Annotated in this window: 24 protein-coding genes; 11 read left to right on the top strand and 13 right to left on the bottom strand. The window is 61.5% G+C overall.

Annotated elements, in window-relative coordinates:
• Positions 1–158: 158 nt before the first annotated feature.
• Both AB4X18_RS14720 and AB4X18_RS14715 read left to right on the top strand, forming a co-directional pair.
• Positions 159–1,136 carry a LysR family transcriptional regulator gene (locus AB4X18_RS14720; RefSeq protein ID WP_370400802.1) on the top strand — a complete coding sequence of 326 codons (978 nt, stop codon included), beginning with the start codon at positions 159–161 and terminating at the stop codon, positions 1,134–1,136.
• The gene (locus AB4X18_RS14715) at positions 1,129–1,836 is read left to right on the top strand and encodes an NAD-dependent deacylase (RefSeq protein ID WP_432816749.1); all 708 of its coding nucleotides are present in this window, start codon (positions 1,129–1,131) and stop codon (positions 1,834–1,836) included. Before AB4X18_RS14720 ends, AB4X18_RS14715 begins: the two co-directional genes overlap by 8 nt.
• A gap of 95 nt (positions 1,837–1,931) precedes the next feature.
• Here AB4X18_RS14715 and AB4X18_RS14710 read toward each other — a convergent pair whose 3' ends face one another.
• The 3 genes from AB4X18_RS14710 to AB4X18_RS14700 all read right to left on the bottom strand — a co-directional run bounded on the left by AB4X18_RS14710 (position 1,932) and on the right by AB4X18_RS14700 (position 4,243).
• Entirely contained in the window at positions 1,932–2,624 is a 693-nt protein-coding gene (locus AB4X18_RS14710; RefSeq protein WP_370400801.1) for a CDP-alcohol phosphatidyltransferase family protein, read from the bottom strand.
• A 64-nt stretch (positions 2,625–2,688) separates the two neighbouring features.
• Positions 2,689–3,762, bottom strand: coding sequence for an acyltransferase family protein (locus AB4X18_RS14705; RefSeq protein WP_370400800.1), 1,074 nt, complete (start codon positions 3,760–3,762; stop codon positions 2,689–2,691).
• A 103-nt stretch (positions 3,763–3,865) separates the two neighbouring features.
• Positions 3,866–4,243, bottom strand: coding sequence for a VOC family protein (locus tag AB4X18_RS14700; protein ID WP_370400799.1), 378 nt, complete (start codon positions 4,241–4,243; stop codon positions 3,866–3,868).
• A 39-nt stretch (positions 4,244–4,282) separates the two neighbouring features.
• Here AB4X18_RS14700 and AB4X18_RS14695 point away from each other — a divergent pair, with 39 nt between their 5' ends.
• The 4 genes from AB4X18_RS14695 to AB4X18_RS14680 all read left to right on the top strand — a co-directional run bounded on the left by AB4X18_RS14695 (position 4,283) and on the right by AB4X18_RS14680 (position 6,273).
• Entirely contained in the window at positions 4,283–4,903 is a 621-nt protein-coding gene (locus tag AB4X18_RS14695) for a winged helix-turn-helix transcriptional regulator (protein ID WP_432816748.1), read from the top strand.
• Positions 4,904–5,011: 108 nt separating this feature from the next.
• Positions 5,012–5,311 (top strand): 50S ribosomal protein L28, encoded by a 300-nt coding sequence (rpmB, locus tag AB4X18_RS14690; protein ID WP_370400797.1) that lies wholly within the window; start codon positions 5,012–5,014, stop codon positions 5,309–5,311.
• A 107-nt stretch (positions 5,312–5,418) separates the two neighbouring features.
• Positions 5,419–5,760, top strand: a complete 342-nt coding sequence (locus AB4X18_RS14685; protein WP_370400796.1) for a hypothetical protein — start codon at positions 5,419–5,421, stop codon at positions 5,758–5,760.
• A gap of 36 nt (positions 5,761–5,796) precedes the next feature.
• Positions 5,797–6,273 (top strand): copper chaperone PCu(A)C, encoded by a 477-nt coding sequence (locus AB4X18_RS14680; protein WP_370400795.1) that lies wholly within the window; start codon positions 5,797–5,799, stop codon positions 6,271–6,273.
• Between the two features lie 171 nt (positions 6,274–6,444).
• On the opposite strand, the gene AB4X18_RS14675 is transcribed toward AB4X18_RS14680, so the two are convergent.
• From AB4X18_RS14675 to AB4X18_RS14650, 6 genes are all read right to left on the bottom strand, one after another.
• Complete coding sequence (locus AB4X18_RS14675) at positions 6,445–6,900, bottom strand: methylated-DNA--[protein]-cysteine S-methyltransferase (protein ID WP_370400794.1); 456 nt, start codon at positions 6,898–6,900, stop codon at positions 6,445–6,447.
• 50 nt (positions 6,901–6,950) lie between these two features.
• A complete protein-coding gene (locus tag AB4X18_RS14670) occupies positions 6,951–7,196 on the bottom strand; it encodes a DUF3253 domain-containing protein (RefSeq protein WP_370400793.1) in 246 nt (81 codons plus the stop codon).
• A complete protein-coding gene (gene ileS, locus AB4X18_RS14665; protein WP_370400792.1) occupies positions 7,177–10,086 on the bottom strand; it encodes an isoleucine--tRNA ligase in 2,910 nt (969 codons plus the stop codon). Before ileS ends, AB4X18_RS14670 begins: the two co-directional genes overlap by 20 nt.
• Before the next feature lie 312 nt (positions 10,087–10,398).
• On the bottom strand, positions 10,399–11,400 hold the full coding sequence (locus AB4X18_RS14660; RefSeq protein ID WP_370400791.1) for a YcjF family protein: 1,002 nt from the start codon (positions 11,398–11,400) through the stop codon (positions 10,399–10,401).
• Entirely contained in the window at positions 11,400–11,840 is a 441-nt protein-coding gene (locus AB4X18_RS14655; protein ID WP_370400790.1) for a GNAT family N-acetyltransferase, read from the bottom strand. The genes AB4X18_RS14660 and AB4X18_RS14655 overlap by 1 nt, the downstream gene beginning before the upstream one ends.
• A complete protein-coding gene (locus AB4X18_RS14650) occupies positions 11,837–13,252 on the bottom strand; it encodes a YcjX family protein (RefSeq protein ID WP_370400789.1) in 1,416 nt (471 codons plus the stop codon). The genes AB4X18_RS14655 and AB4X18_RS14650 overlap by 4 nt, the downstream gene beginning before the upstream one ends.
• 86 nt (positions 13,253–13,338) lie before the next feature.
• On the opposite strand from AB4X18_RS14650, the gene truA reads away from it, so the two are divergent.
• Together truA and AB4X18_RS14640 are read left to right on the top strand one after the other, a co-directional pair.
• The gene (gene truA, locus AB4X18_RS14645; protein WP_370400788.1) at positions 13,339–14,115 is read left to right on the top strand and encodes a tRNA pseudouridine(38-40) synthase TruA; all 777 of its coding nucleotides are present in this window, start codon (positions 13,339–13,341) and stop codon (positions 14,113–14,115) included.
• A gap of 91 nt (positions 14,116–14,206) precedes the next feature.
• On the top strand, positions 14,207–14,656 hold the full coding sequence (locus AB4X18_RS14640) for an NUDIX hydrolase (RefSeq protein ID WP_370400787.1): 450 nt from the start codon (positions 14,207–14,209) through the stop codon (positions 14,654–14,656).
• Between the two features lie 19 nt (positions 14,657–14,675).
• On the opposite strand, the gene AB4X18_RS14635 is transcribed toward AB4X18_RS14640, so the two are convergent.
• From AB4X18_RS14635 to AB4X18_RS14625, 3 genes are all read right to left on the bottom strand, one after another.
• Positions 14,676–15,710, bottom strand: a complete 1,035-nt coding sequence (locus AB4X18_RS14635; protein WP_370400786.1) for a ketopantoate reductase C-terminal domain-containing protein — start codon at positions 15,708–15,710, stop codon at positions 14,676–14,678.
• A gap of 47 nt (positions 15,711–15,757) precedes the next feature.
• Positions 15,758–16,663: an ornithine carbamoyltransferase gene (gene argF / locus AB4X18_RS14630; RefSeq protein ID WP_370402639.1), complete on the bottom strand. Its 906-nt coding sequence runs from the start codon at positions 16,661–16,663 to the stop codon at positions 15,758–15,760.
• Between the two features lie 77 nt (positions 16,664–16,740).
• Entirely contained in the window at positions 16,741–17,916 is a 1,176-nt protein-coding gene (locus AB4X18_RS14625; RefSeq protein WP_370402638.1) for an aspartate aminotransferase family protein, read from the bottom strand.
• Between the two features lie 270 nt (positions 17,917–18,186).
• Between AB4X18_RS14625 and AB4X18_RS14620 the strand changes: the two genes are divergently transcribed.
• Complete coding sequence (locus AB4X18_RS14620; RefSeq protein WP_370400785.1) at positions 18,187–19,074, top strand: DMT family transporter; 888 nt, start codon at positions 18,187–18,189, stop codon at positions 19,072–19,074.
• Between the two features lie 111 nt (positions 19,075–19,185).
• Positions 19,186–19,752, top strand: a complete 567-nt coding sequence (locus AB4X18_RS14615; RefSeq protein WP_370400784.1) for a GcrA family cell cycle regulator — start codon at positions 19,186–19,188, stop codon at positions 19,750–19,752.
• A 175-nt stretch (positions 19,753–19,927) separates the two neighbouring features.
• On the opposite strand, the gene AB4X18_RS14610 is transcribed toward AB4X18_RS14615, so the two are convergent.
• The gene (locus AB4X18_RS14610; RefSeq protein WP_370400783.1) at positions 19,928–20,143 is read right to left on the bottom strand and encodes a tautomerase family protein; all 216 of its coding nucleotides are present in this window, start codon (positions 20,141–20,143) and stop codon (positions 19,928–19,930) included.
• 149 nt (positions 20,144–20,292) lie between these two features.
• Between AB4X18_RS14610 and AB4X18_RS14605 the strand changes: the two genes are divergently transcribed.
• Complete coding sequence (locus tag AB4X18_RS14605; RefSeq protein WP_370400782.1) at positions 20,293–20,988, top strand: winged helix-turn-helix transcriptional regulator; 696 nt, start codon at positions 20,293–20,295, stop codon at positions 20,986–20,988.
• Positions 20,989–21,018: the final 30 nt, after the last annotated feature.

The raw sequence follows: 21,018 nt of genomic DNA, 5'->3' as shown, positions 1-21,018 counted from the left end.
GGTCATCTCCGTTTTGACGGTCATGCGCCTTCCCGCAGATCACTGCAAGCCACCTTGCAGCCCCGCCAAAGCGTTCAGCCGCGTGCATTCACCACCAGTTGTCTTGACCAAAGCCCTTGATAGGCTCACACTTATGCCATCCTTAGAAAGGCCTCACGATGTTGAAGAAGGGCGTGACCCTGCGCGGGATAGAGGTGTTCGAAGCGTTGGCGCAATCAGGTTCAGTGGCCCGGACAGCACAAGTCACCGGGCTAAGCCAACCGGCTGTCAGCCAGCAGATGCGCAACCTCGAAACAGCCGTCGGCGCGGAACTGATCGACCATTCGCGCCGCCCCATGCGCCTGACACACGCAGGTCAGTTGTTCCTGCGGCGGGCCGGGGCTGCCCTGTCCGAACTCAGACAGGCACAAAGCGAGGTCACCGTGATGGACCTCGCGCATCTGGAGGAACTGAGCCTTGGTATCATCGACGATTTCGATGATGACCTGACGCCCCGCCTGGCCACGATCCTTGCGGACAGCATGACGGGATGCAGGTTCCGCATGATCACCGCAGGCAGCAACGAACTGGCCGATGCGATGGCCAGCCAGGATCTGCACATGGCGATATCCGCCAGGACATCCGAACCGCTGGAGGGGGTCGTGGAATACCCCCTGGCGCGCGATCCGTTGATCATCGTCACGCCCGAAGCGGCAGAATATGCCGATGCCGCCCTGCTGTCCGGAACGACATCCCTGCCCTTCCTGCACTATGCGTCTGATCAGCTCATTGCCCGCCAGATCGCGTTTCACCTTGAAAAGGCCAGGATCGACCTGCCCGTCCGCTTCGAAATTGGCAGTCATCCGGCGCTGATGGCGATGGTGTCGCGCGGCATCGGCTGGGCCATCACGACGGCACTGGGCTTCATGCGGGCAACACCGTTCCACGGCGGGATGCGGGCGATGGCACTGCCGCTGCCGGATGCGGCGCGCCAGATCTCCCTGTTTGCCGGTGCCGACTGGTCCGGGCCCGTGCCCCTTGATATCGCCACCACCATGCGCCGCCTGATGCAGGCCCATATGATTGACCCTGCGGTCAACGCGCTACCTTGGCTGACAGACAGCTTTTACGTGATTGAGGAAACCACCGATGCCTGACCCCGACGCCAAGATCGTGATCCTGACCGGCGCGGGTATCTCCGCTGAAAGCGGGATTGACACGTTCCGCGCCGAAGACGGCCTTTGGGCGCAACACCGGGTGGAGGACGTCGCAACGCCCGAAGGCTTTGCACGTGATCCCGAACTTGTGGTCAATTTCTACAACGCCCGGCGCGCGCAACTGCCCGAAGTGGAACCGAACCCAGCCCACCGCGCCCTTGCCCAGTTGGAACAGGCGCATCGCGGCGAAGTGGTGCTGATCACCCAGAACGTCGACGATCTGCACGAAAGGGGCGGCTCCGAGACCGTGTACCACATGCACGGCACGCTCAACTCGGCCTTGTGCGCGGCCTGCGATCACCGATGGCCCGCCCCCCTGATCATGGCGCCGGGTGATCCCTGTCCTGCCTGTAACGCCACGGCGGCACGCCCCGACATCGTCTGGTTCGGCGAAATGCCTTATGACATGGACGCGCTTTTTGCCCATCTGGGAGAGGCAGACATCTTTGCCGCCATCGGCACCTCCGGCAACGTCTATCCGGCCGCCGGTTTCGTCGCCGAAGCCCGCCGCGCAGGGGCCCATACAATCGAATTCAATCTGGAGCCTTCAGCGGTTGGCAACCAGTTTCAGGAACACCGCACCGGTCCGGCCTCCCATACTGTCAGCGCTTGGGTCGAGGACGTCCTCAAATGGGGTTGATCCGCCGCGTCAACGGGCACTCCGGCGATGCTCACCGTCAAGCTGCCCCTCTTTTTGGCTGAAAATACCGGAGTGTGACAGCCGCTGCACACCGCTCAGGCGCGTTGCGGTACCAACTGCTGAACCGCGCCAGCACTGACCAGGTAGACAGAGCTCACGATCAGCCCCCAGTGCGCCCAGCTTTCAGAATCGAAATCCACCCAGGCCGCCCAGCCTGCGAAAAAGGTCCAGCCCAGCGCCATGGGCAAGGTTATTGTGCGCCACCGCTCCGTGCGGACGGGATGGACGAACTTGATCGGCACGAACATTGCGACCGCCAGAACGGTCACGATGATCAGGCACACCCACCAAGGCGGCGACAGCGCAAACAGCACCAACACCAGCATGTTGAAGCACCCGGGGAAACCGGAAAACGAATTATCCTTTGTTTTCATTCTCGTATCGCTGAAATACATGGCGGACGCGAAGGTCACGATGATGATCATGGCCCAACCGCTCCACCCATCCATCAGACCAGACTTGAACAGCGCAAAGGCAGGGATGAAGACATACGTCAGATAGTCGATGATCAGGTCGAGCAGGACACCATCGAACTCCGGCGCATTCACCTTCACATGATAGCGCCGCGCCAGCGGCCCATCGATCCCGTCGACGAAAAAGGCCACCACCAGCCACAAAAACATCAGGTCCCATTCACCATCAACCGCTGCCAGCATGGCCAGCATGGCAAAAACAGCGCCAGTGGCGGTGAAAAGATGAACCAACAAGGCCTTGAAACGGATCGACATCCGCGCTGTGTCGCAAATTGAACAAGCGGATGCAAAGGGAAATGCGCGCAAATAGATCCAGCGTTTAGGCCGGGGCGCGGGCCGCCTCTCGCTTCTTGACGATCCGCCGCCCCAATTCATTGGTCGGGCGCTCCACCAGCACATATGTCAGGGTGGACAGCGCCACTGAGATGCAGAATACGACGCCAAAGGTGATCAGCCCGGCCGGTGGCAAAAGCTGCAAATCCGTCAGGATGTGCGCGACAAGCAAATGAATGAGGTAGAGGCTATAGCTGACCGATCCGACAAATAGCATCAGTCGCGTGGTCAGAACCTTGGTTAGCCACCCGGCGCGGGCAGGCGTGACGAAGATGATCAGAACAGCTGTTGCAACCGCAATCAGCGCGTCACGACCGCCGAAGTCCAGCGCCATCGCGATGGCATACATGATCAAAGCCCCTGCGATCCACAGGATGACCTTCAAACCCTCGACGGCCTCAAGCTTGCGACGCAGGTAAAATGCAGGCACACCCACAAAGAACAGATGACCGCTGGCAACAGGCGACCATGAGATCGGCCGCGACGTCCCGAAGATCTCTTTCGAGATGTGGGACAGGATCGCGGTCAGCAGCAAAAGCCCGAATAGCGCAAGCAGGGTTCTGGGGATGGTGCGCCCCAGAAACAGCACCGCTGGCATAACGACATACGAGAAAACCTCAATCGGGATTGACCATTCGACACCCAGAAGGGAGTTAGCGATCCGGTAGTCAAGATAGCTCAGCATCGTCATGTGAACGATCAGATTGTAGAAATCCGGCCCCACATCATAAAGCTGCATCCAGTAAGGCAATGTGAACTGCCCCGACTGCCAGAGCAATGTCGCCACCACCAGCACCATCCAGTAAAGCGGGACGATGCGCATCAATCTGCGGAACAGATAATGTCTGAAACTTGTCGCCTCCCCAAAGGTTTTGGCGATTGTGAAGCCGGAGATGACAAAGAATATGTCGACGCCATATTTTCCTGCCGATGTCACCGTCTGCCCCAAAATTCCGAGCTCGTCGAAGGCACCCTTGTGGATGATCACCACCATGCTTGCCGCAATCGCGCGTAGGCCGGTGATGAAATCCGTGTCGCCATAAACGCGGGTGATCTGCAAGGGAAGGCACCGGGGTTGAGAAATGATTGCTCCCTTTACGCTCATTTCTTGCGCCGTGCCGATTGCAATTCCCGCGCGGCGTCGGCGCAGGACTGGATAAGTCTCAATGTGCCTTACTAAGATCCTGTGCCACCATCAGGGCATTGTCGTCCGGGTCGTAAAACGTAGCCATCCGCACCATGCCTTCGACCTCAACCGTGTCACCGTCGAAGCGGACACCGCCAGCTTCCATCGCCGCGCGCGCGGCATCGATGTCCGGCGTGCCAAACACCGGCACGGCATTTCCGGGCGCGGGCTCGCCCTGCTCTCCCAGCCCAAGGGTGACACCCGGGGTAAAGGTGGAAAGCTCGCTCCACCCTGCATCGTCAGCGTGAAAGCGCAAAGCGAATCCGAGGGTCTTTTCAAACCATTCCGCGCTGGCATGCCGGTCGCGTACAGACAGCGCAAAAGTGATTGTTTTGTCAAGCGTTGCAAGGGCCATGGGCTTTCCTTTGTCTTAATTATCTAGTAACTATACTTTATGGACATTAGTGATCTTGTCAAGCTGACCTCCAAAGCATGGGCAATCCCCATTATGGCGCAATTTGGCGCCGGTGTGGCAGGGCGACAGGCACCTTTGCTGCGTGCCACCGGTGCAAGCCGCAGTGCGTTTGGCCAAAGCCTTGCCCATCTTCAGGCGCTTGGGCTGCTCGAAAAGAACCCCGCCCATGGGCACCCGCTCCGGCCGGAGTTCAGATTGACCGAACAGGGTGAGGCGCTGGCCAAGCCTGCGCACGCCATTCAGACGTTGTCTGAGGACACGCCGCACAGCGCCCTGATCCGGCGCATGTGGGTGCTTCCGCTCCTCGCCCTGACTGCGCACCCCAAAAGTTTCACCAGCCTGACAACGGCTCTGACCCCAATTACCGACCGTGCGCTGTCGCAGGCGCTCAAGCTTCTGCATACCGCAGGCTGGGTGCACCGCGACGTCGATATTGCAGGTCGCCCGCCGCGCGCCACGTATAAGGCACGGGGCATCGGTGATCTTATTGGTCAGGAGGTGCGCGCCTTGCTGAGTAAAGCAGGCGTACCGGGACACGACCGGCCAGCAGGGAAAGTATCAGACGCAGGCCCAACCGGTCCCACATGGGTTGACGTCTGATCCGATTCACCCTAAAGCCACCAAACCAGTTTCAGGGCCGCCCGCCGCGACCCGATTTATGTGTTGCGCCGCACGCCCGGCCAGCCCCGCCAAACAGAGGATGAGCCCATGTCGCGCGTTTGCGAATTGACCGGAAAAGGCCCGATGACGGGCAACAACGTTAGCCACGCCAACAATAAGACAAAGCGTCGCTTTTTGCCGAACCTGAACGACACCACCCTGCAGTCAGAAGCGCTGGGTCGGTCTTTCAAGCTGCGCATCTCGGCACACGCCTTGCGCAGCGTTGATCACCGCGGTGGTCTGGACAAGTTCCTTGCCAAGGCCAAGGACACCGATCTGTCCGCCAACGCGCTGAAGATCAAGAAGGCGATCAACAAAGCAGGGACGGAAGCCGACGCGCTCAGCTAAGCTTCTCCGAACAATGCAAGAAATACGCAACCCCGGTGCCCAAGGCCCGGGGTTGCGTCGTTTTGGCGCTCGAATTCCGCGCATCATTGGCATAGTGTAAGGGTGTGATGATCCGCCTGTTTCTATCCCTCCTGCTTATCCTGTCCCTGGCGTTCACCAGCCTGACAATGGCGCAGGCACGCGGCGCCGCAGCGGCAACAGGGCAGATCGAAATTTGTTCCGGTGCACACGCAACGATTGTCTATGTCGACGCACAGGGTCAGCCCACAAAAGCGCCCCACGTCTGTCCCGATTGCCTGATTGTCCTGGCCCCAGGCGAAGCGCACCACCCCTTGATCCCCATTCATGCCGTGCTGCCTGCACCGGCGCCCGACAGGCTTTCAGCCTGCAATGTCCCGCATCCGTCCGGTGTCACCCCTCCCTCCCGCGCGCCCCCTTTGTCTGTCTGACCCCCAAATTCAACAGACATTCAAAAGGACACACACATGAAACCGAAGACGCTTTTCAGCGCAGCCCTGATCACGGGTCTGCTCTCCACCGCCGCCGCCTGGGCGGATATCATGGTCAAGGACGCCTATGTCCGCAGTTCCACCCCAACCTCCAAAACGGGGGCAGCATTCATGATGCTGATGAACGACAGCGATACCGACGACCGCCTGATCGCCGCCTCTTCCGAGGTTGCCAAACGGGTCGAACTGCACACCCACATCGAAGACGAAAACGGCGTGATGAAAATGACCGAACTCGAGGACGGCATGGCCATCCCCGCAGGCGGCATGCACCACCTGAAGCGCGGAGGCGATCACGTGATGTTCATGGGATTGAACCAGTCGCTTGTTCAGGGTGAAGAGATCACAGTCATACTGACGTTTGAAAACGCCGGTGAAGTCGAGGTCACGATCCCGGTGAACAACGAACGACAAGCTGACCACGGCAGCATGGACCACGGCAGCGACAGTTGATCCATACCCCCAGCGCCCTGCCGCATCCTTGCGCGTGGGGCGTTGCTGGTGCCGGGGTATTTGCAAAAGGATGAAATTGCGGGGTCATCTCCCCGCTTCATCCTTTCATAAATACCGATGTGCCCCCCAAGACCGGATGCGGAACCGCGCGCAGTCAGTGCCACACAGGTATCAGATCAACAATCCCGCCGCTCCCTCATGGCGCAACAGGGCCACCTTTGTCTCTACACCGCCCGCACCTGAAAACCCCGTCAGCCCCTTGGCCCCCATCACCCGGTGGCAGGGAATGATGATCGGGATGGGATTGCCCCCGCAGGCCTGTCCAATGGCCTGCGCCGGAACACCAAGCGCGCGGCCAATCTCTCCATATGTCCGGGTGTGTCCGAAGGGGATCGCCCTCATCGCGTCGCAGACCCGCTTTTGCAGGTCACTGCCGCCGACCCGAAGCGGCAAATCAAACGCCTCCCGCGTGCCTGCATCATAGGCCGCAAGCTGCGTCACAGCTTCATCCAGCAGATCGCTTTCATCCTGCTTGGGATGCCATTGCCATGTCAGCGCGATAATCGCACCGGCCTCTTCATGCAGGGTCAGGGGACCAAAGGATGTCTTGATGGAACGGATTTTCATACCCCTACCCTGCCCGCCTGCGCGGTCTCTCTCAACCCGAAACCTGCGCCTTAGGCCTGTCCCAGCCGGATCGGCCCCCGCGCCGTTTCAACATCCACGACAATCCCCTTCTGGGTCACCACAATCTCGCCCCGCGCGGCCATCTGGGCCGCAACGCGGCGCACATCCGCCATCAGCAGGCGCCAGTCATCACCAAACGCCCGCGCCACTTCCGAGGGGCAGATCGTCTTGCCTGCCCCCCGTTCCGCAACCTGTCGCGCAATCTCCGCTGCGATATCAGCCGGTGACGGCGTCATGACACCGCCCGCAGACGCCCGGTGTGGCGTGGCTGCCCACGTCCGGCAGCACCTTCCAGCAGCGCGCGCATTTCTGGCCTTCAGCTTTGGCAAAGACGACAGCGACGCCATCCACTTCAGGCATACGGAACGCATCGCCGGGCGCGGGATTACCGCTCAGTGTGATATCGGACGTAATGCTCACATCATCGAACGAAACGCTCTCCAGCGCCGCCCGCTGATCCGCATCGGCCACATAAACGGTTGGTGCCGCCTCCAGCGACGCACCAATCACCTTCTCCGTCCGCTGCACCTCCAGTGCTGCCGTCACGACACGTCGTGCAGCGCGCACCTTGGCCCATTTCGCAGCCAAGTCTTCATCCAGCCATACATCGGGGGTCTCCGGCATATCCACCAGATGCACGGAGCTATCCTCGCCCGGGAACCGCTCCAGCCACACTTCCTCCATGGTGAACACCAACACCGGAGCCAGCCATGTGGTCAGGCGGTGGAACAGGATATCCAGCACCGACCGCGCGGCGCGCCGCCTCAAGGTATCGCCATCGCAATAAAGCGCATCCTTGCGGATATCGAAATAGAACGCGCTCAGATCAACGGTCGCAAAAGTGAACACCGCCTGAAACACGCCCTGAAAATCAAACCGTGCATAGCCGTCGCGCACGACCTTGTCCAACTCCGCCACACGGTGCAGGACCCAACGCTCCAACTCTGGCATGTCGGCCGGGTCTACCCGGTCCGCCTCGCTGAAAGCTGACAGCGCTCCCAGCATATACCGCATGGTATTGCGCAACCGGCGATAGCTGTCCGCCACGCCCTTGAGGATCTCATCCCCGATCCGCTGGTCGGCGGTATAATCCGTCTGCGCCACCCACAGCCGCAGGATATCGGCCCCATATTGCTGCACGATCTTTTCCGGCACGATGGTGTTACCGATGGACTTGGACATCTTCAAGCCCTTGGCATCCAACGTAAATCCATGCGTCACGACGTTGCGATAGGGCGCATGCCCCTGCGTGCCCACCGATTGCAGCAACGACGAATGGAACCACCCCCGATGCTGGTCCGTGCCCTCCATATAAACGTCCGCAATCCCGTCCTCGGTCCCGTCCTCCCGGTCGCGCAATGTAAACGCATGGGTCGACCCGCTGTCGAACCACACATCCAGAATATCCATCACCTGATCATAATCATCCGGGTCCACGATCCCGCCGAGGAAGCGCGCCTTCGCGCCGTCCTCATACCAGCAATCCGCCCCTTCGGCCTCGAACGCCGCCACGATCCGCGCATTCACCTCTTCATTGCGCAACAGGAAATCGGGATCGGTCGGCAGCAGGCCCTTGCGGGTAAAGCAGGTCAGCGGTACGCCCCACGCGCGCTGACGCGACAGCACCCAGTCGGGACGCGCCTCCATCATGGAATGCAAACGGTTGCGCCCGGATTTCGGCGTCCACTTGACCCGGTCGATCTCGCTCAATGCCCGATCCCGGATCGTGAACGTGTCGTCCCCGATGCTCAGCGGCTTGTCGATGGCAGCAAACCACTGCGGCGTGTTGCGGTAGATCACCGGCGCTTTCGACCGCCATGAATGCGGATAGGAGTGCTTGATCTTGCCGCGCGCCAGCAATCCGCCGACCTCCACCAGCTTGTCGATCACCGCCTTGTTGGCATCACCCTCCCCGCCCTTGCGGCTGAGGATATAGGTGCCGCCAAAGAACGGCAGATCATCGCGGAAACGACCATCGTCCATGACGTTGTAGGTGATGACATCGCTCAGCATGTTCAGATCACGGTAGAGTTCGTATTCCTCCATACCGTGGCTTGGCGCGCAATGTACAAACCCCGTGCCTTCGGTATCGGTCACAAATTCGGCGGCGCGGAAATCGCGGATGTCGTCCCATTCGCCCTCGCTGCCTTCGGCCCCGGCCAGCGGGTGCTTCAACGACAATCCAGCCAGCTCATCCGCAGCAACATCCCGCAGCCGCGTCCACTGCCCCTCTTCCAACCGTGCGCGGCCCAAGACATCTGCCGCCAGATTATCCGCCAACAGATACCGATCCCCGACAGAGGCCCAACATTCCTCCGGCGTTCCCGTGATCTCATACAGCCCGTAAGAGATGTTCTCCCCAAACACGACCGCCTTGTTGGATGGCAGCGTCCAGGGCGTTGTGGTCCAGATCACCACCTTTGCCCCGTCCAGATCCCCGGAACCCCCAACCGCGTCAAACTTCACCCAAACCGTAAAGCTGTCCTTGTCGTGATACTCCACTTCCGCCTCGGCCAGTGCGGTCTGCTCCATCGGCGACCACATCACGGGCTTGGACCCCTGATAGAGCGTCCCGTTCATCAGGAACTTCATGAACTCCTCGGCAATCACCCGCTCGGCATGGAAATCCATGGTGAGGTACGGATCGGCCCAATTGCCCGTCACGCCCAGCCGCTTGAACTCCTCGCGCTGCACATCCACCCATTCGGCGGCAAAGGCGCGGCACTCACCGCGAAACTCATTGATCGGCACGTCGTCCTTGTTGCGCCCCTTCTTGCGGTACTGCTCCTCGATCTTCCATTCGATGGGCAAACCGTGACAATCCCAGCCGGGGATATAGCGCGCATCGAACCCCATCATCTGGTGGCTGCGCACGATCATGTCCTTGATCGTCTTGTTCAACGCATGCCCGATGTGCAGATGCCCGTTGGCGTAAGGCGGACCGTCGTGCAGCGTAAAGGGCTCCCGCCCCGTCTTCTCCCGCAACCGGTCATACACCCCGATCTTCTCCCAGCGCGCCAGCCACTCCGGCTCGCGCTTGGGCAATCCTGCGCGCATCGGGAAGTCGGTCTGCGGCAGGGTCAGGGTGGATTTATAGTCAAGCGTATCGGTGGTTTCGGCGCACATCAGGGGCGTCCTTTTTACGGTCGAAGCGGAAAGAAGAGAAATCGAAGCGGTGCGACAGGATCAAGCACCTCAACCCGGCGTCTCACGTATCAGAGCGCCGGGGATATAATTCGAATGATCAAGGCGGACGGGCGTGTCATGCCGCGCTTATACGCAGCACACCCGATGCAAACAAGTCCCAACCCGCCCCTCTTTTTGGCCTTAAATACCCTTCGCTGCCGCCTCAACGCGCCCAACATCACGAAGACAGCAGACCATCAGCCACCCGCGCCAAATCAATAATGAAACGCGGGCGTCGCCCGCTCCTTCGGATCACGTCGCTTTCGCGCGGCCGAACAACCCACCCAGGGCGCGCGCAATGATCCCGCGCACCGATGGCCTTCTGCCTTTGGAAAACGGCAGCGGCCTGCACACTTCCATGGCGGCCACGCCGACACGCGCGGTCAGCGCGCCGTTCACCACTCCTTCGCCGAAACGCCTGCTGAGCTTGCCGATGATCGACCCGCCCAGCACCGGCTCCAGAAGGTCATCGCCCACCGCCACGGCCCCGGTCGCCACCATATGCGACAGCACCGCCCGTGTCAGACGCCAGCCGCCCAGCACCCCGGACCGACCGCCGTAAATCTCCGCCACCCGCCGGATCATCCGGATATTCGCCGTCAGCGCCGCCGCCACATCCGCCAGCGCCAGCGGCACCAACGCGGTCACCGTCGCGACCTGCCGTGCGGCGGCCTCCACCTCGCGGGAAGCGGCGGCGTCCAGCGGCACCAGAACCTCCTGCTCCGCCAGTCCCAGCAAGCCCTCCGCATCCAACTGATCAACGCGCAATTCCGCCAGCCGGTCCCGGCCCCATCGGGTGTCCTCGCGCCCCCTGTACAAAGCGACGATCCTGTCGGTGACCGCCCGCGCCGCGCCCAGATCGCCCGCACTCAATGCAACGGCCGCGTCGTGACGCACCCCGTCCAGTCGCGCCAGACGCCCGAAGGCTGCCATCTCGCGCAGGCAGATCGCCGCCAGCACCAGCAGGAACACTGCCAGAAGGACCGTGAACGCCCACCCCAGCAGCGGCACCTGCACCATCAGATCATTGACGAAATTCCAGGCCGCCACGGAAAGGACCGCACCCAGAAGCGCCACAAGCAATCCCCAGAAAAGCCGCACCAGCCGCGACGGTTTGCGTGCGGCAAACCGTGCCGCTGCCTGCATCGCTGCCCCCTGCGGGGCCTCGACGGGCACCACGTCCGGCACCGGCGGTGCCTCTGCCACCGAAGGTGCGGCTTCCTCAAGATCAAACAGAACCGGACCCTTGGCCATCACGCGGCCTCCCTTTTCCAGACATAGCGAATGTCGGGGAGCTGTTCATCGTTTCGCGCCCCATCGGTGCGGGCAACTTCCACAAAGCCGTGGCGGGCATAGAACCGCTGCGCGCCCGTGTTGGCCTCGAAAGTCCATAATTCCAATGCCTTGCGATCCGACATCACTGCATGCAAAAGCCTGGATCCCACACCGCGCCCCCGCGCCTGCCGCGCCACGTAGAGCGCATTCAAATCCACCCCGTCACAGGCCGCAAAGCCCACAACCGCACCCTGTTCCTCTGCAACTGACACCCAGCCGCGCGCGATCATCATCCCGGCAAATGACAAATCCTCCGCACGCGTATGCACCCGTGGCATCCACTCGGTCGTATCAATGAACTCCGAAAGGATCGCGCCAACAGCGCCCGCATCCGTGGATCGCGCCGCGCGCACCCTCACAACCGGTCCCCGATCAGGAATTCCGCCGCACGGTCCAGCCGGATGTGCGGCGGTCCGTCGCCGGGGCGCAGCGTCAGCGGGGCCGGTGCAAAGCGCATTACCTGATAATCCTGATCCAGCCAGGCCTTCGCCCCCGCCAGCGCGGGATTAAGCAGATGCGACGGGTCTTCCGGCAGATCACCGGGGTAAAACGCGGCTTCCTTGCCGCTGTCCAGCAACGTGCCGCGCACCACGGGCAATTCCGTGCCGTCATGCGGCATCATCGCTTCGGTCGTGGCGCGCAGCGATGCAATCGCCATCGATGCGGTCCCCGCCCCGGCATATTGCGCCCGGTCCCGCGCCTCGCGCGTCAGTGCCTCCATGATGGCGGAAAGCTTGCCGTGCTGTCGGTGGTGCAGATGATCCGCCTTGGTTGCGGCAAACAGGATCCTCTCCACCCGCTTGCCGCTCAGCAGATTGGTCAGGAACCCGTTCTGGCCGGGCCGGAAGGCGGCCAGCGTGTCGCCCATGGCCTGCCGCAGATCCGCCACCGCGCGCGGCCCCTGATGGATGGCGCCCAGCGCGTCCACCAACACGATCTGCCGGTCGATCCGCGCGAAATGATCGCGAAAGAACGGCTTGGCCACCTGCCGCTTGTAGGCTTCATACCGCCGCCCCATCTCCCGGTGCAGCGTGCCACGGGCCGACGCGCCCGCCACCGGCAAAGGCGCAAAGGTCAGCACCGGAGAGCCCGCCAGATCACCGGGCAACAGGAACCGCCCCGGCGTGCAATCCGAATACCCCGCATCACGGGCCGCCTGCAGATACGCCGCGAAAACAGCCGCCAATTCCTGCGCGGCAACTTCATCATGTTTCCCTGCCGGATCAATGCCCTCAAGCGCGGTGTTAAAGCGCGCCGCGACCTCCCGGTCCGCGATCCGCGCAAGCGTTTCCACCGACCATTCCTCGTAGCTCCGCTCCATCAGCGCCAGATCAAGCAGCCATTCGCCGGGGTAGTCGACGATATCCAGATGCAATGTGCGTGGCCCCTGCAGGCCCGCCAGCAGCCCGTTCGGCCGCACCTTCAGCGAGAGCCGCAGTTCCGATATCGCACGGGTGCTGTCAGGCCAGTGGGGCGTCTGCCCCGTCAGCGCCGCCAGATGGCGCTCATATTCAAAGCGGGGCAAGGTATCGTCAGGTTGCGGCTGCAGGAATGCGGCCTCAATGCGCCCCTCCGCAGCCGCGAGCAGCCCCGGCATCCGCCCCCGGTCCAGCAGGTTGGCCACAAGCGAGGTGATGAACACCGTCTTGCCCGACCGCGCCAGCCCGGTGACGCCCAGCCGGATCACCGGCTCGAAAAACGTCTCCGACACCGTGTCCTGCACCTGTTCGACCTGCCGCCAGATGCCATCGGCTATGCGTGAGATAACCAAAACCGCCCCGCCCTTCGTACCATGAGCATAAATAGGATGTGGCGGCGGGGATTGCCACCCGCCGCGCGCAGGGCTAATGCCACGCCATGCCCCGCTATGCCTTGCAAATCGAATACCACGGCGCGCCCTTCGTTGGCTGGCAACGCCAGACCGATCAATGCTCCGTCCAGGGAGAGATCGAAACCGCGCTGGCCAAACTCGAACCCGGCCCCCATACGATCGCCGCCGCCGGGCGCACCGATGCGGGCGTGCATGCGCTGGCGCAAGTCGCCCATTGCGACCTGAGCGACACATGGGACCCTTTCCGCCTGTCCGAGGCGCTGAACTACCATCTCAAACCGCGGCCCATCGCGATCACCTCTTGTGTGGCAGCACCACAGGATTTCCACGCGCGTTTCTCCGCCCGCGAACGGCAGTATCTGTTTCGCGTCCTGAGCCGCCGCGCGCCCGCCACCCATCAGGCGGGGCTGGTCTGGCAGATCAAGCATCCACTGAACATTGAGGCGATGCAGAAAGCGGCCAACATCCTGATTGGAAAGCATGATTTCACCACTTTTCGGTCTACTGTCTGCCAAGCTGAAAGCCCGGTCAAGACGCTGGACCACCTGACCGTGACTGCGGTCGAAACACCCGGCGGGCTGGAATACCATTTCGATGTGCGCGCCCGGTCTTTCCTGCACAATCAGGTGCGCAGTTTCATCGGGTCGCTGGAACGTGTGGGCACAGGTTCATGGCAGCCCGATGATATGGCCGCAGCCCTTGCCGCGCGCGATCGCGCCGCCTGCGGACCCGTCTGCCCCCCGCAAGGCCTGTACCTTGCCCGTGTGAGCTATCCCGAAGATCCTTTCAAAACAGTCGGTTAAAAAAGGCCCAAACTTGCGCAGCCATTGCATAACTGATAATCTTGCGTAATTAACCAACTGATAACCTTACTGAAAGATACTCGTTTTTGCCATGATGCATGTTTTCCGCCGCGCCTTTTCAACATTGCTGCACAACCGCCCCCGGCAGTTGCAGGTGGCCGCGCTTTGCTACCGCAAGGGCGACGGCGGCAAGGAAGTGCTGCTGATCACCAGCCGTGATACCGGGCGCTGGATCGTGCCCAAGGGCTGGCCGATCAAGGGCAAGGACGGGGCACAATCCGCCTTGCAGGAAGCATGGGAAGAAGCGGGCGTTCACAAGGCGGAAATCGACGCGGAACCCATCGGCACATACTTCTATGAAAAAGGGTGTGACGATGGCAACAGCATCCCGATTGAGGCTGACGTCTATCTTGCCCAGGTGACAAAGCTGCGCGACAACTATCCCGAAGCCGATCAGCGGGAGCGCGCTTGGTTCGCCCCACACGATGCCGCAAATCTGGTGGATGAGCCGCAGCTGCGCGATATCCTGCGCACCCTCTGACAACCACGGCAGACCGGATCTAGCGCCGTTCTTGCGCAGCCAACTCCCTGCGCAATGCCCTCACGGGTAGATCAGGCAAGCCCTGCCCTGCAAGTTCGGCACTTTGCAAGACGTCCCACAGCATCTCAGCCATTGGCGTGGGCACCTCGCGGGCTGCGCCCAGATCGATCAATGCGCCTTGAAGGGCTTCGCCTTCGGTTGCGACACCTTGCATCAGATCCTGTGCCACGGGACTGCGCAGGGCGGAGGCATGCGGCAGCACGTCATCGGCCACATGGCGGAAGACCGGGGTCGGCAGCCGCAAAAGGCGCGGCAGGCTGGTCGGCGGACGCGGTGTGGTGGTCAGCAGGGGGTGCAGCCCGTGGGCTTGCAGCACCTCAAGCGCCTCCGCCCATTGATCCGCCATCAGCCGCCGCCACCCTCGGTCCAGCATCTGCATGCGCAGGCGCAGACCGCTGAGCGCATTGATCGTCCCCATCAGATCAACCAGGAACCGGCCCCATTGCAGGGCATCAACCTCGCGGGAATGGCGCACTTCGAGGGCAGGCAGATTAAGCTTGGTGGCCAGATCACCCGGCCCCGCTCCGATGATCATCGGCCCGGCGGAGGTGCGATAGAAACACCCCTGCCCCAACGCCAGCACATCGAAATCCAGCATGGCCCCGCGCAGATCGCAGCCCAGCAGGGATCCCGCAAGAATATCCTGCTGCGGCACCCCGGTCTGAAGCGAAATCACCACCGTGCGCCGCCGCAGCAGCTCTTCTACACCGGTTGCAAATGACAGGCCGTCCGCCACTCGCGTGGAAAGAAAAAGGATATCTGCTTGCGCGATGCAAAGCGGATCGTCGGTAACGTCTACCCTATCGGCAGGCACGGCCTGCGCCATCCCCGCATGATCGGTCAGGGTCAGACCATGCCCGCGCAGTTCCGCCAGTGCCGCACCGGTGGTCCACAGCGTGACGCGGAACCCCTCAAGCGCGTAAAGCCCTGCCAGAAAGGCCGCCCGGGCCCCGGCACTGCCCCGGCCCCCCGCAATCACGATATGCGGGCGCACCCCCTCTGGCCCCTAGCCTTGCAACCCGGAGCGCAGGCGCAGGCGGCTCATTTGCCCAGACACCAGCGCATGATCGCCTTTTGCGCATGCAGCCGGTTCTCGGCTTCATCGAAGATCACTGAATGTGGCCCGTCCATCACGCTCGACGTCGCCTCATCCTCGCGGTGGGCGGGCAGGCAGTGCATGAACAAGGCATCGGGTTTGGCCTGCGCCATCAGCGCATCGTTGACCTGATACCCGCGCAGCTGGTTGTGGCGCCTTTCGCGCGCGGACTGGGGATCATGCATGGACACCCATGTGTCGGTGACCACCAGATCGGCCCCCTGCACGGCTTCGTCGGGGTTGCGCACCGTCGTGTAAAGCCCGTCAAGTGCCGGTTCGGGGTCCAGCGGTTCAGGCCCGGTAAAGACCAGATCAAAGTCGAACTGGCGGGCCGCATGGGCAAAGCTGGCAAAGACATTGTTGCCATCGCCCGACCAGACGACCTTCTTTCCCTTGATGGGACCGCTGTGTTCCTCAAACGTCATCACATCCGCCATGATCTGGCAGGGATGGGAGCGGTTGGTCAGCCCGTTGATGACCGGTACCGATGCGTATTCCGCCATCTCCAGCAGGGTGGCTTCCTCGAACGTGCGGATCATGATCAGATCGACGTAGCGGCTGAGCACGCGGGCGGTATCGGCGATCGTCTCGCCATGGCCCAATTGCATGTCGGAGCCCGACAGCACCATCGTCTGTCCGCCCATCTGGCGGACCCCCACGTCAAAGCTGACCCGTGTGCGGGTGGAGGGTTTTTCGAAGATCAGCGCGACCATGTGGTCCTTGAGCGGCTGATCGGTATCCGGCGCACCCTTGGGGCGGCCCGCGCGCGCCTTCTTGGCGACAAGCGCGCTGTCGATGATGTGCCGCAGATCGGCGGTGGCGGTGGTGTGGATGTCGAGGAAATCGGTCATGTGATGTACTGCTTTGCGAATGTCGGGATATTTCGGGGCCAGCCCCGGACCCCGGGTTTTTTCAACCATTTGGAAGATCAGGCGGGTGCAAGTGTCCCGGCGGCGCGATCAAGGCGGTCGATGGCCTCGCTTATTTCATCCTCGGAGATGGTCAGGGGCGGCAGCAGGCGGACAACATTGTCGGCGGCAGGCACGGTGATCACTTCGGTCCCATACCCCGCAGAAACCACATCCCCGGGCGGGATCTTGCATTTCAGCCCGATCATCATGCCTGATCCGCGTACCCCTTCGAAGACATCAGGGTGCGCGGCCACCAATCCTTCGAGCTTTTGACGCAGAAGGGCGGATTTGCGCTGCACCTCGGCCAGGAAATCCGGAGCCGCGACGATGTCCATCACGCGACACCCTACTGCGCACCCCAATGGGTTGCCGCCATAGGTGGACCCGTGGGTGCCTGCCGTCATGCCCGACGCCGCGTCTTCGGTGGCCAGCACGGCGCCCAGGGGGAAGCCACCGCCGATGCCCTTGGCGACCATCATGATGTCTGGTGTGATGCCGGCCCATTCATAGGCAAAAAGCCGACCCGTGCGACCCACGCCGCATTGCACCTCATCCAGGATCATCAGAATGCCGTGTTCGTCGCACAGATCGCGCAGGCCCTTCAGGCAGGCGTCTGGCAGCGGGCGGATGCCCCCTTCGCCCTGTACGGGTTCGACCATGACGGCGCAGGTCCGGTCGGTGATGGCCGCGGTCAGCGCGTCGTGATCACCAAACTCCAGATGCACGAAACCGGGCAACAGCGGGCCAAAGCCCTTGGTCATCTTCTCCGAACCCGCCGCGGCGATGCCTGCGGAGGAACGGCCATGGAAGGAGCCGGAAAAGGTGATGATCTCCACCCGCTCTGGCTGGCCCTTGTCGTGAAAATGTTTGCGCGCCATCTTCACCGCCAGTTCGCACGCCTCGGTGCCGGAGTTGGTAAAAAAGACGGTATCGGCGAAGGTATGTTCGACCAGCTTATCCGCGAGTTCCTGTTGTTGCGGTATCTGGTAGAGGTTCGAGGTATGCCACAACGCGCCTGCCTGTTCGGTCAGCGCCTTGACAAGCGCTGGATGCGCATGCCCCAGCGCGTTGACCGCGATGCCCGCGCCCAGATCCAGAAATCGGCGCCCGTCCGCTTCCGTCAGCCAGCTGCCTTCGCCTTTGACAAAGCTCAGCGGGGCGCGTGAATAGGTCGGCAAAACGGATGAAATCATCGGATCGTCCTTTGGAATAAAGGCCACGGGAAAGCGCCAAAAGGGCATGGGTCGCGGCTGTGGTCAAGTCTGTTCGGGGATGGGGCTGCGTCAGGGCAGCAGTATCGGCCTGCCCGGATGGGGCAGGATCGCGCGGTGCTTAGCGCAGGCGTCGTCGCAACGCAGGTGTCACAGGTCCGATCATGCCCTGACGGATAGGCCATAAGTTTCCGGGAGGGAAGGAAAAAATGATGGGTTGCGCGTGAGGTCTCTCCGGCGTCATAGGAATGCATGTTTGAACCGCGCCCGCAGAACCAGGCAATTGCCGCCCTGTTGATTGTGTCCGCAGGCGTTTTCATTGCGGCGTCGACGCTTTTTGCCAAGGCGCTTGGTGGCGCAGCGTTCGGCCCATCTCTGCATCCCTTGCAGATCAGCCATGGCAGGTTCCTTTTTGCCTTCGCAGCAATCGTGCTGGTCGCCGCGGCGCGCCGCCCCCGCTTGACCCGTGTCCACTGGCGGTTGCATCTGGGGCGCACAAGTTGCGGCTGGCTGGGGATCACATGCATGTTTGCCGCCGTGGCCTATGTCCCGCTGTCCGATGCCACCGCGATTTCCTTTCTCAACCCGGTGTTCGCCATGATGCTTGCCATCCCCTTTCTGGGGGAGAGGGTCGGCCGTGTGCGCTGGTTTGCCGCCGCGCTGGCGCTGATGGGGGCGGTGATCCTGCTGCGCCCCACGCCTGCAAGCTTTCAGCCTGCCGCGCTGCTGGCACTGGGGGCCGCGATGGTCATGGGGGTTGAGCTGATCTTCATCAAGAAACTCACCGGGCGGGAGGGGCCGTTTCAGATCCTGCTGGTAAACAACCTGATCGGCCTGTGCATCGCATCGCTGGCGGTGCTGGCGGTCTGGCAGCCGCCCACGCCCGCGCAATGGGGGATGCTGGCGGGTGTGGGTGTCAGCATGGCGCTGGCCCAGACTTGCTTTGTCAACGGCATGGCCCGCGCCGACGCCAGCTTCGTGGCACCCTTCAGCTATGCCACGCTGATCTTTGCCGCGCTCTTTGATCTGGCCTTTTTCGACGTCCTGCCGGATGCCATCAGCGTGGCCGGTGCCACGATCATTGTCGCCGGGGCGGTGCTTTTGGCGGTACGCGAGGCGCGGCTCAAGTCGCGGAGTTGAAACCGCTATGCGCTTCCTCCCTTGCACCCGCGATGAGAGCGATTAGTATAGGGGACTGAATTTGACAAAGCGGCCCGTGATACGTGGCCGCTTTTTAGCAAGGGAATTGCAATGTCCTGGACCGATGACCGTGTGGAGACCCTCAAGCGCATGTGGGGCGAAGGGCAGTCTGCCAGCCAGATCGCCAAGGAACTGGGCGGCGTGACGCGCAATGCCGTGATTGGCAAGGTGCATCGTCTTGGCCTGTCCAACCGCGCGACCGCAGGCACCGCCGCCAAGGCGGAGCCGAAAGCCAAGGCCGCCCCCAAGGCAGAACCCAAGGCCAAGGCCGCGCCCAAACCCGCGCCAGAGATGAAGACCGAGGCCGCAGCCCCGCCCAAATCCAACCTGCCCGCGCGAAAACAGATCATTCCCGCAGGCCAGCCCCTGCCGCCCCAGCCTTCGGCAAATGAGATCAGCCCCGAAGCGCTGGCCAAGGTCAACGAGGTGGAGAAAAAGGCCAAGAAGATCAGCCTGATGGAATTGACCGAGCGGACCTGCAAGTGGCCTGTCGGTGATCCTGCGACGGAAGATTTCTGGTTCTGCGGATTACCTGTGAAACAGGGCAAACCCTATTGCGAAGCGCATGTAGGTGTGGCGTTTCAGCCGATGTCATCACGGCGCGACCGGCGGCGGTAAGGCTGCTCTTTGCGGGTGTTTTGTACGTTGGGATGCTTGAGGGCAAGAGCGGGGGCTTGAACGCAGCGTCGGTTGTGCGGAAGAAACTTCCATTGCCACTTCTTCAATGAATGGCCGCCTTTCCAATCGGCTAAAGCTGGTGACGGCTGATGTATTTGTACCAGCCGCCTCAATCCTAACCTGCTGCCATGGCCTTAATGTCCGCAGTGCTGGGGGTGCTTCCGCCGATGCCCCACTGGCCGCTGCGCACCTCCTTGACCCGTACCCAGGTCACTCCGCGCATGGCTTCGCCTTCGATCTCGACCATGGCGTTCGTCACATTTTCGATCATCTTGGCCTTTTGCGCCTGATCAAAGACGCCTTCGATGACTTCAATATCTACAAGTGGCATTTTCTATCTCCTTCAATGAGTTGAACAAGACAATCAGTGGCGCAACAGGCGCTATTCTCTCCAGTCAACAAAGTGAAGCGAACCCACTACAGTTTGTGTACTAGCTTGGGGCCAAAGGACGTGAGACACTTTTGACGAGAGGTGTCAGCATGTCCAACAACGTCTATCCGCGGTTCTGCCCCATCGCTATGGCCGCCGACTTACTAGGGCCACGTTGGACGCTGCTGGTCCTTTGCGAATTATGGAATGGATCAACCCGATTCAACGAAATAAGCCGCGGTTTGCCGGGCATGTCCCCCAGCCTGCTGTCAAAGCGATTGAAAGAGATGGAAGCAAAGGGGCTTGTTCAGCGCCAGGATAGCGGGGTTGGCGCGCATGCAGAATACTTGGCGACTAGTCGCGCTAATGAGCTTGAACCGATCGTCAAAAGTCTCGGCGAGTGGGCCCACAGAAACATTGAAACAGACGTTTCGCTACAATGCCTTGATGCCCGAATGCTGATGTGGAACATCCGACGCAAATTGGACAGATCTGCCCTGCCAATCAACAAATGCGTTATTCAGTTTACATTAAATGATACCCCTTATGCGCAAGCCAACTATTGGCTAGTTATCAAGCCGGGGGTCGAGACCGATTTGTGTTATTTGGATCCGGGCCACAATGTCGATCTGTTTATCATCAGCGAATTGCGCGCAATGACGTCAGCTTGGATGGGTCACTCCAGTTTTGAATCCGAGATTGACAAGGAAACGATCTCTCTTGTCGGGCATTTGGGGATGGCGAGAAGCCTGACAAAATGGCTGATCAGAAGTAGTTTCGCCATACAGGAACTTGAGGCTGTCTGACAACACGCGAGAGTTCCGGAATCACACCGC

This window comes from Sulfitobacter rhodophyticola, from assembly GCF_041281685.2.
GTDB lineage: Bacteria > Pseudomonadota > Alphaproteobacteria > Rhodobacterales > Rhodobacteraceae > Sulfitobacter.
Note: the sequence above shows the minus strand (reverse complement) of the source record. Positions and strands in the feature narration are given on the sequence as shown.

Excerpts from the sequence above, each read along its gene's own strand:
- AB4X18_RS14720 (WP_370400802.1), top strand. The coding sequence starts at position 159 with ATGTTGAAGAAGGGCGTGACCCTGCGCGGGATAGAGGTGTTCGAAGCG.
- AB4X18_RS14715 (WP_432816749.1), top strand. The coding sequence starts at position 1,129 with ATGCCTGACCCCGACGCCAAGATCGTGATCCTGACCGGCGCGGGTATC.
- AB4X18_RS14710 (WP_370400801.1), bottom strand. The coding sequence starts at position 2,624 with ATGTCGATCCGTTTCAAGGCCTTGTTGGTTCATCTTTTCACCGCCACT.
- AB4X18_RS14700 (WP_370400799.1), bottom strand. The coding sequence starts at position 4,243 with ATGGCCCTTGCAACGCTTGACAAAACAATCACTTTTGCGCTGTCTGTA.
- AB4X18_RS14695 (WP_432816748.1), top strand. The coding sequence starts at position 4,283 with ATGGACATTAGTGATCTTGTCAAGCTGACCTCCAAAGCATGGGCAATC.
- rpmB (WP_370400797.1), top strand. The coding sequence starts at position 5,012 with ATGTCGCGCGTTTGCGAATTGACCGGAAAAGGCCCGATGACGGGCAAC.
- AB4X18_RS14685 (WP_370400796.1), top strand. The coding sequence starts at position 5,419 with ATGATCCGCCTGTTTCTATCCCTCCTGCTTATCCTGTCCCTGGCGTTC.
- AB4X18_RS14680 (WP_370400795.1), top strand. The coding sequence starts at position 5,797 with ATGAAACCGAAGACGCTTTTCAGCGCAGCCCTGATCACGGGTCTGCTC.
- AB4X18_RS14675 (WP_370400794.1), bottom strand. The coding sequence starts at position 6,900 with ATGAAAATCCGTTCCATCAAGACATCCTTTGGTCCCCTGACCCTGCAT.
- AB4X18_RS14670 (WP_370400793.1), bottom strand. The coding sequence starts at position 7,196 with ATGACGCCGTCACCGGCTGATATCGCAGCGGAGATTGCGCGACAGGTT.
- ileS (WP_370400792.1), bottom strand. The coding sequence starts at position 10,086 with ATGTGCGCCGAAACCACCGATACGCTTGACTATAAATCCACCCTGACC.
- AB4X18_RS14660 (WP_370400791.1), bottom strand. The coding sequence starts at position 11,400 with ATGGCCAAGGGTCCGGTTCTGTTTGATCTTGAGGAAGCCGCACCTTCG.
- truA (WP_370400788.1), top strand. The coding sequence starts at position 13,339 with ATGCCCCGCTATGCCTTGCAAATCGAATACCACGGCGCGCCCTTCGTT.
- AB4X18_RS14640 (WP_370400787.1), top strand. The coding sequence starts at position 14,207 with ATGATGCATGTTTTCCGCCGCGCCTTTTCAACATTGCTGCACAACCGC.
- argF (WP_370402639.1), bottom strand. The coding sequence starts at position 16,663 with ATGACCGATTTCCTCGACATCCACACCACCGCCACCGCCGATCTGCGG.
- AB4X18_RS14625 (WP_370402638.1), bottom strand. The coding sequence starts at position 17,916 with ATGATTTCATCCGTTTTGCCGACCTATTCACGCGCCCCGCTGAGCTTT.
- AB4X18_RS14620 (WP_370400785.1), top strand. The coding sequence starts at position 18,187 with ATGTTTGAACCGCGCCCGCAGAACCAGGCAATTGCCGCCCTGTTGATT.
- AB4X18_RS14615 (WP_370400784.1), top strand. The coding sequence starts at position 19,186 with ATGTCCTGGACCGATGACCGTGTGGAGACCCTCAAGCGCATGTGGGGC.
- AB4X18_RS14610 (WP_370400783.1), bottom strand. The coding sequence starts at position 20,143 with ATGCCACTTGTAGATATTGAAGTCATCGAAGGCGTCTTTGATCAGGCG.
- AB4X18_RS14605 (WP_370400782.1), top strand. The coding sequence starts at position 20,293 with ATGTCCAACAACGTCTATCCGCGGTTCTGCCCCATCGCTATGGCCGCC.